The sequence below is a fragment of the uncultured Salegentibacter sp. genome, from assembly GCF_963972535.1.
GTDB lineage: Bacteria > Bacteroidota > Bacteroidia > Flavobacteriales > Flavobacteriaceae > Salegentibacter.
In genome coordinates this window covers 1-7083 of sequence record NZ_CAXAVR010000126.1, presented here as the reverse complement: position 1 = coordinate 7083, position 7083 = coordinate 1, and the positions used below count along the sequence as shown (strand labels likewise).

The 7083-nt window shown below is 36.2% G+C and carries 9 protein-coding genes; 4 read left to right on the top strand and 5 right to left on the bottom strand.

Annotated elements, in window-relative coordinates:
* From AACZ30_RS12095 to AACZ30_RS12075, 5 genes are all read right to left on the bottom strand, one after another.
* Positions 1-703, bottom strand: a 703-nt coding sequence (locus AACZ30_RS12095) for an SDR family oxidoreductase (RefSeq protein WP_339649609.1), incomplete at its 3' end; no start/stop codon positions are given.
* A gap of 144 nt (positions 704-847) precedes the next feature.
* Positions 848-1903 carry an ArsO family NAD(P)H-dependent flavin-containing monooxygenase gene (locus tag AACZ30_RS12090; protein ID WP_093302650.1) on the bottom strand — a complete coding sequence of 352 codons (1056 nt, stop codon included), beginning with the start codon at positions 1901-1903 and terminating at the stop codon, positions 848-850.
* Entirely contained in the window at positions 1903-2952 is a 1050-nt protein-coding gene (gene arsB / locus AACZ30_RS12085; protein ID WP_339649607.1) for an ACR3 family arsenite efflux transporter, read from the bottom strand. The genes AACZ30_RS12090 and arsB overlap by 1 nt, the downstream gene beginning before the upstream one ends.
* A gap of 67 nt (positions 2953-3019) precedes the next feature.
* The gene (locus AACZ30_RS12080; RefSeq protein ID WP_057483221.1) at positions 3020-3352 is read right to left on the bottom strand and encodes a metalloregulator ArsR/SmtB family transcription factor; all 333 of its coding nucleotides are present in this window, start codon (positions 3350-3352) and stop codon (positions 3020-3022) included.
* Positions 3353-3552: 200 nt separating this feature from the next.
* Complete coding sequence (locus AACZ30_RS12075; RefSeq protein ID WP_339649604.1) at positions 3553-4263, bottom strand: SDR family oxidoreductase; 711 nt, start codon at positions 4261-4263, stop codon at positions 3553-3555.
* A 253-nt stretch (positions 4264-4516) separates the two neighbouring features.
* Between AACZ30_RS12075 and AACZ30_RS12070 the strand changes: the two genes are divergently transcribed.
* The 4 genes from AACZ30_RS12070 (at position 4517) to AACZ30_RS12055 (ending at position 6895) form a co-directional block, all read left to right on the top strand.
* Positions 4517-4891 carry a hypothetical protein gene (locus AACZ30_RS12070; RefSeq protein ID WP_075326814.1) on the top strand — a complete coding sequence of 125 codons (375 nt, stop codon included), beginning with the start codon at positions 4517-4519 and terminating at the stop codon, positions 4889-4891.
* Between the two features lie 190 nt (positions 4892-5081).
* On the top strand, positions 5082-5699 hold the full coding sequence (locus AACZ30_RS12065) for a VTT domain-containing protein (protein WP_075326813.1): 618 nt from the start codon (positions 5082-5084) through the stop codon (positions 5697-5699).
* A gap of 169 nt (positions 5700-5868) precedes the next feature.
* The gene (locus AACZ30_RS12060; protein ID WP_339649602.1) at positions 5869-6645 is read left to right on the top strand and encodes a DUF1206 domain-containing protein; all 777 of its coding nucleotides are present in this window, start codon (positions 5869-5871) and stop codon (positions 6643-6645) included.
* A 91-nt stretch (positions 6646-6736) separates the two neighbouring features.
* Positions 6737-6895 carry a YqaE/Pmp3 family membrane protein gene (locus AACZ30_RS12055; RefSeq protein WP_075326811.1) on the top strand — a complete coding sequence of 53 codons (159 nt, stop codon included), beginning with the start codon at positions 6737-6739 and terminating at the stop codon, positions 6893-6895.
* Positions 6896-7083 lie beyond the last annotated feature (188 nt).

Sequence of the window (7083 nt, the reverse complement as noted above, 5' to 3'; positions counted from 1 at the left end):
TAGCTCTTTTCGGCTGACTTAATGAATAATAGATTGCTTCAGCAATATCTTCTGCTTGCAATGGAGTTAATTCTTTAAACATTGGCTCCATATCTTTCTTGATCTCATCATCTGTAATGGTATCTGTTAGTTCTGTAGATACAAATCCTGGATCTATAGAAGTTACATTTATTCCGTAATGAGGAGCTAATTCTGCTCTAAGTCCTTCAGTGAACATTTTTACCGCTGCTTTAGTAGCACAATAAACAGCTCCACCTGGATAATATTTGTGTGCTGCACTAGAAGATATGTTAACTATATTTCCGCTTTTTTGCTCCATCATTGTTGGTAGCACTGCAGAAACACCATTAGTTACTCCTTTTATATTTACATCTATCATCTTATCCCACTCATCGGTATGTAGATTCTTAACGTAAGAAAGTGGCATTAAACCAGCATTATTTATAATTCCATCAATGCTTCCAAATTCTTCTAAAGTTGAGGAAACAACTTTTTTAAAATCTTCTTTCTTAGTAACATCAGCAGGAACAACTAAAGCCAATCCACCATTTTTTACGATCTCATCTTTTAAAGAATTCAATCTATCTTCACGGCGTGCACTTAATACTACATTAGCGCCTTCCTGGGATAATTTTTTTGCGGTAGCTTCTCCAATTCCACTAGAAGCTCCAGTTATAATTATAGTTTTTCCTTTAATACTCATATCTAATTTTTTTTTTGGTTTCACTCAAAATTAGCGCAGAGTATAGTAACTAACCAGCAATTTTAGATTTTTAGTATGGGTTTAACGGCATAGCCTAACATGCATCAATATTAGAGGATAAAAGCTCTTAAAAAATTGGGAAACTTAGTCTTTTAGATATTCGGAGACTTCTTGTATGGTAGCGCGTGCGCTTCGGCCCACCCCTATTAGAGTAGCAGAAGCATATCCTGTCCAGCCACCATACCCCACTAACCAAAGTCCGTTAGTGTTTTTCGCTCTGGTTCCTTCGGTTATTATTTTTCCATTAGCATCGGTATCCACTATATTGTTTAAATGATCTGTAGCATAATGAAAACCTGTACACCAAATTATAAGGTCAAAATCTTCTTTAGTTCCATCTTCCCAAATTACGCCATTCTCGGTAAACTCGGTGAAACTCCCTTTGGTTTTAAGCACGCCCCTTTCCCGGGCTTCCTTAACTGTGGGCACCATAAGGATATTACCAAGGTTATAAGCTGCGGGATCAAATTTCTTTCCTTCTTTTTCGGCTTTATATTTTGCAGTGGCCACATTAAAAAGTACTCTGCCATCTACATCGTCTGGCAAATATTCGGGATCTTTTAAAGTTGCCCAACTGGTATTCGTTACTTTAGAAACTTCGGCTAAAATTTGTGCTCCGGAATTTCCTTCCCCAACAATAAGCACCTTCTTATTCTCAAGCTTATCGGTATTTTTATATTGAGCTGAATGAATTTGTTTTCCGCGGAAAATATCTATTCCTTTTACTTTCGGAATAAATGGCGCTTTCCAGGTTCCGGTTGCTGAAATTACTGTTTTTGCTGAAAAATCTCCTGCTGAAGTTTTAAGCTTAAAAACACCTGATTCTTTTTCTACATTTTCAACTTTTACCGGACGCTTCACCGGAAAATCATAACGTTCTTCGTACTTGCACAAATAATTAATTACGTGATCCTTGGGCGGAAATCCATCCTCGTTCTTAGGCATTAACCAACCGGGAAGCGAAGACTGATCTGCCGGAGAAAAAAGCCGCAAAGAATCCCAGGTTTTTTGCCAGGCACCACCACAGTTTTCCTGCTCATCAAGTATTAAATAATTCAGTTTTGTTCGTCTTAAATAATAAGCACAGGCGAGTCCGCTTTGGCCGCCTCCAATTATTATAACGTCGTAAACTTCAGCCATTATGCTAATTTTTCTTTAGGATAATATTTCTGTTTCAACCAAAACGCTACACTTACTAAACCAATTAAAACCGGAACTTCAACCAAAGGCCCAATGACTCCTGCAAAAGCCTGGCCGCTATCAATTCCGAAGACAGCAATTGCTACGGCTATGGCAAGTTCAAAATTATTCCCGGTTGCGGTAAATGAAATAGAGGCATTCTGCTTATAACCTGCACCGAAATATTTAGAGACAAAAAAGCTTATAAAAAACATCAGAATAAAATAAACTACCAGCGGAATAGCAATTAAAACAATATCTACCGGGATCTCCACGATGGTTTCACCTTTTAGGCTAAACATCACTAAAATTGTGAACAAAAGCGCAATAAGCGTTAGCGGTGAGATTGCCGGAAGAAATTTTTCTTTATACCAGGCTTCGCTTTTGGCTCTAACTAAAATAACCCGACTTAAATAGCCCGCCAGGAATGGAATACCGAGATAAATAGCAACGCTTTTAGCAATTGTACCAATAGAAATGTCTACAATAGCGCCTTCAAACCCAAAATATGGCGGTAAAACGGTGATAAAGATCCAGGCATAAAAACTATAGAAAAACACCTGAAAAATACTGTTTAAAGCAACCAAACCAGCTCCATATTCGCTACTACCTTCCGCGAGGTCGTTCCATACTAAAACCATAGCGATACAACGGGCAAGGCCAATTAGAATAAGGCCAACCATATATTCGGGGTGATCCTGTAGAAAAATTATGGCGAGAAAAAACATTAAAATGGGGCCTATAATCCAGTTTAGTAATAAGGAGACACTAAGAATTTTTACATTTTTAAAAATCTTAGGTAAATATTTATAATTCACCTTGGCTAAAGGCGGATACATCATTAAAATTAAACCTACGGCAATAGGGATATTTGTTGATCCAACGCTATAGGAGTCTATAATCCCGGCACTTTGTGGCATATAATAGCCAATGGCTACCCCTATAAACATTGACAGGAAAATCCATACTGTGAGATATTTATCGAGGAAATTCATCTTTTTTCGAGCCATAACAAAAAGATTTTTTTTATTCTATAAATAAGATTTGAGTTGAAATTTTGGATATTCAGTTATTGCTTTAGCAACACTCATCGTTAGGAGAAATATTAGAATCAAGAAAGGTGGCAAAAAGTTCTTTGACATGGTTCCATTTTTCGGGGTTTATACAGTAACAAACCCGTGTTCCTTCTATATCTCCTTTTATAAGTCCTATGTTTTTCAGCTCCTTTAAATGCTGTGAAATAGTAGGTTGCGCCAGCCCCACTTCCTGAACCAAATCGCCGCAAATGCAGGATTTTGATTTTATTATTTCCTGTAGAATGGCAATTCTTGCTGGATGTCCCAGAACTTTGGCGATTCCCGCCAGTTCGTTTTGCAAGGGGCTAAATATTTCCGATTTTGTAAGACCCATTTTTCAATTGTTTATTGCAATATTACGATAAAAGAAATGATAAAAAAAGAGGCTGTCTGGAAAGTTCAATTTTTGTTAAGCCAAACTTCTTTTCAGTTTCTATGATGTCTTAATTAAAAACAACTTAGATTCTGAAATAAATTCAGAATGACGTATAGAATAACCTTTCAAACAGCCTCAATTTATAATTTCTTAAAAAATTATTTCTGGGGTGGTTGCGATGGTCTTACCTCTATCTTACTTGGTAAGGTACGCTTATTCATTTTTAAAAGATCTACAACTAATTCACCAATATCTTCCGGTTGAATTTTCCAGGCATCTTCTGCATTTGGAGTGTGATCGTTAAAATGAGTAGCCACAGAACCCGGCATGATGGTACTTACATTAATTCCTTTTTGTCTAAGATCTAACATCACCGCCTGGGTAAATCCTGTTAAGCCAAATTTACTGGCGTTATAAGCAGCTCCTCCGGCAAAAAAGTTAGTTCCGGCAAGACTGGAGATAGTAATAAGATATCCTTTAGATTTTTCTAATGCGGTTAAACTGGACTTTACGCTATAAAAAACTCCTGTTAAATTGGTATCTATTGTTTCCTGCCATTTCTCTGGAGATAATTCGTCTATAGATCCAAAATGTCCAATTCCCGCATTTGCAACCATCACATCAAGTTGCCCAAATTTATCTATTGCCGCCTTTACGGCTTTTTCCTGACTTTCGTAATTTCTAACATCAGCTTCAAGACCTAAGGCATCAGTTGCGCTTAGTTCTTTGGCGGCTTTTTCAGCAGCTTCTTTAGAACGGCTTGTTATGGCTACCTTCATTCCCAAATCTAAAAGCGATTGGGCCACGCCGTATCCAATTCCTTTACTTCCACCGGTAATAAATGCAACTTTTCCTTTTAATAAACTCATAGTATTTTAATTTTTTAGTTAGGCTAAAGCTACTAAACAATGTGATTTCGCTGAAATCTTAAGGACTAAGATATTGTTAATTTTAGAGGCTTTATAATTAAGGGTTAAATGAAGATTATAGGAATAAATAATCTCAAAAACTCATTTAAAAGTGTATAAAAGCTTCTTAATTTCTTTGTTAAAATGTTTTATAAAACTACGAAAGCAGTACATTTGCAAAAAAATTAGTATAACCTGATTAACCTATATTCTCTTGAATAATATCAAAGCCCAAAAATTACTCAATAAGATTCAGCGTGATTTAATGCGCAATGGAATAATTACCAATACCCTGGTAAACGACCTGAAAGAATTAAGAACCCTTGTTGTAGAAGAAGGTCAGCCTTTATTGGCAAAAACCATCAGGTTAACTTTTGAACACGTAGAAGCTTACGATTCTTTTAATATTGCGATCCCAGAAGATGATCCGGTAGAGGAAGGTGAAGAAGCACCTTTACAGGAAGAAGCAACTGGGCAGGAAAGTCTTGATTATCTACTTTCTTTAATGGCAGATCCTTCTAACCGTGTAAATGAATTGGAGTTACGTGAATACGTAAAAGCTTTCAATGAATATGCTGAAGAAAACTAGATCTTAGCTTGAAAGAGTAAACTGGTCTGGTATTTGAATATTAGTCGGCATAAAAAACCTTATTGAACTACCTCGATAAGAAATCCTGGGGTAACCCATAAGGCATTAAGCTGAGATAATTAAAGGAGCCGATATATAAATCGGAATATTTAAATCTCGCTTAGTGAGTAAATTGCTAAAGGAGAATTTGATGAAGAAAGATGCGAAATCTAAAAAGAAGTCGCGCATACGCTTATTGCACCAGTATTATAGTTATACCGGTTTTTACAGCTTTGTTTGGAAAAGTGTAAAAAAAGCAATTTTACCCATAGTTTTATTTGTAGCAGCGCTTTGGGCAATAGATCGTTGGGTGCTGGATATTGAGCAAATGCTGGTAACGGTAACCGAAACTTATTCGCCGCTAGGTATTATAAGTGTTTTCTTTGCTTCAGAATCTTTACTGGGATTAATCCCGCCAGAACTATTTATAGCATGGTCTGGCAAATCTTCCAGTCCAATTCTATACCTTTCTTTACTGGCACTGGCTTCTTACCTAGGAGGTGTAATTTCTTACTTTATAGGTCGCTGGATGACTAAGATCCCGGCTGTACACGAAGCTATTGAAGTAAAAATGGCACAACATATTAAAAATACCCGAAAATGGGGCGGATTTTTAATTATAGTGGGTGCCCTACTCCCAATTCCTTTTGCGATGACGAGTATTGCAGCCGGAATTATAAAATTTCCATTTCCCAGTTATCTTATGTTTGGTTTACTGCGTTTTGTAAGATTTTACCTGTACGCCCTGGTTATTTTTGAAATGGTTTAAAGATTTTTACTTTAAATATTTCGCTAAACAGATCTTTTAAACCCTATATTTAAAACATTTAAATTTTTCAAAATTCATAATTTTGAACCTTTAAAATTTTCCCAAGTCTTCGTTTAACCGTTTTCAAAGAATTAAATTTAGTTTACTAACCAAACAAATTCTTAAGAAAATGGACTCTAAATTAAAGAAAATGGCCCGGGTGGGTTATGTTGCTAAAGCTACTGTTTATGGCATTATGGGGATACTCACTTTTCTCGCTGCATTTAATATGGGCGGTCAAAAATCCAGTAATTTACAGGTAATCAAATTTTTGGAAGACCAAGCATTTGGAAATGCCTTACTGGTTTTAATAGGTCTTGGTCTTTTGTGCTACTCGGCCTGGCGATTTATTCAGTCCATTCAGGACCCTGAAAATATTGGAGAAGATAAAAAAGGGAAAGGAAAACGTGTTGCTTATTTTATTAGTGCTGTTTTATACCTGGGCCTGGCCGTTTATGCATTTATGACGTTAATAAACGCCGGATCATCTTCAGGTGGCAGCTCTGGTGGTGGAATTACCGGAACCCTTGGTGTGGTGGTTTTTGCAATTATAGGCGTAGGACTTATTGTAGCCAGTATTGCCCAATTTAATAAAGCTAAAACAAAGAAATTTCTTGAAGATTTTGGCTACGACTCTATTACAGATGAAAAGAAACGGAAAACAGTTAAAAACACCGGCTACCTTGGGCTAATTGCTCGCGGAATTATTTTCGGGATTTTAGCTTATATTTTTATAAGGGCAGCCGTAGAATCTAATACTTCAAATATGAAGGGAACCTCTGATGCTTTTTCATTTTTGCAGGATTCACCTTATGGTTCATGGCTAATGGGATTAGTTGCTGCAGGTTTGGTTTGCTATAGTATATACGTATTTATGCTGGCCAGGTACAGAAAATTCAAAGCATGATATTTTGTTAAACCCGTACCAAGAACCCGTTAAATCTAATTGGATGACTTGTATTTCTATGTAATTTCGATAGAAATAACCAATTAAAAAAATTATTATGTTAACGATCATTTTAAATATCTTATTACCTCCTTTAGCCGTTTTTATGAAACACGGTCTTGGAGTAACTTTTCTAATAAGTTTACTATTAACAGCTTTAGGTTGGATTCCCGGCATAATTCACGCTTTTATAGTAAACGGTACACGCTAAGCTTTTAAAGCTAACTAACCAATAAAAAAGGTCTGAAAATATTTTCAGACCTTTTTTATTTATAATCAATAGAATAGGAAACTAATTTTCTTCCTCTTCTCTTTTTACTACTTCCTTTTGCCATTCCCAGGCACTTTTTAAAGCTTCATCTAAATGCTTCTCGGTTTTCCAGCCCAACTCTTCATTGG

What these genes read in the sequence shown, in the direction of transcription:
- AACZ30_RS12090 (WP_093302650.1), bottom strand. Translation starts at nt 1,903, where the DNA reads ATGGCTGAAGTTTACGACGTTATAATAATTGGAGGCGGCCAAAGCGGA.
- arsB (WP_339649607.1), bottom strand. Translation starts at nt 2,952, where the DNA reads ATGGCTCGAAAAAAGATGAATTTCCTCGATAAATATCTCACAGTATGG.
- AACZ30_RS12080 (WP_057483221.1), bottom strand. Translation starts at nt 3,352, where the DNA reads ATGGGTCTTACAAAATCGGAAATATTTAGCCCCTTGCAAAACGAACTG.
- AACZ30_RS12075 (WP_339649604.1), bottom strand. Translation starts at nt 4,263, where the DNA reads ATGAGTTTATTAAAAGGAAAAGTTGCATTTATTACCGGTGGAAGTAAA.
- AACZ30_RS12065 (WP_075326813.1), top strand. Translation starts at nt 5,082, where the DNA reads ATGAAGAAAGATGCGAAATCTAAAAAGAAGTCGCGCATACGCTTATTG.
- AACZ30_RS12060 (WP_339649602.1), top strand. Translation starts at nt 5,869, where the DNA reads ATGGACTCTAAATTAAAGAAAATGGCCCGGGTGGGTTATGTTGCTAAA.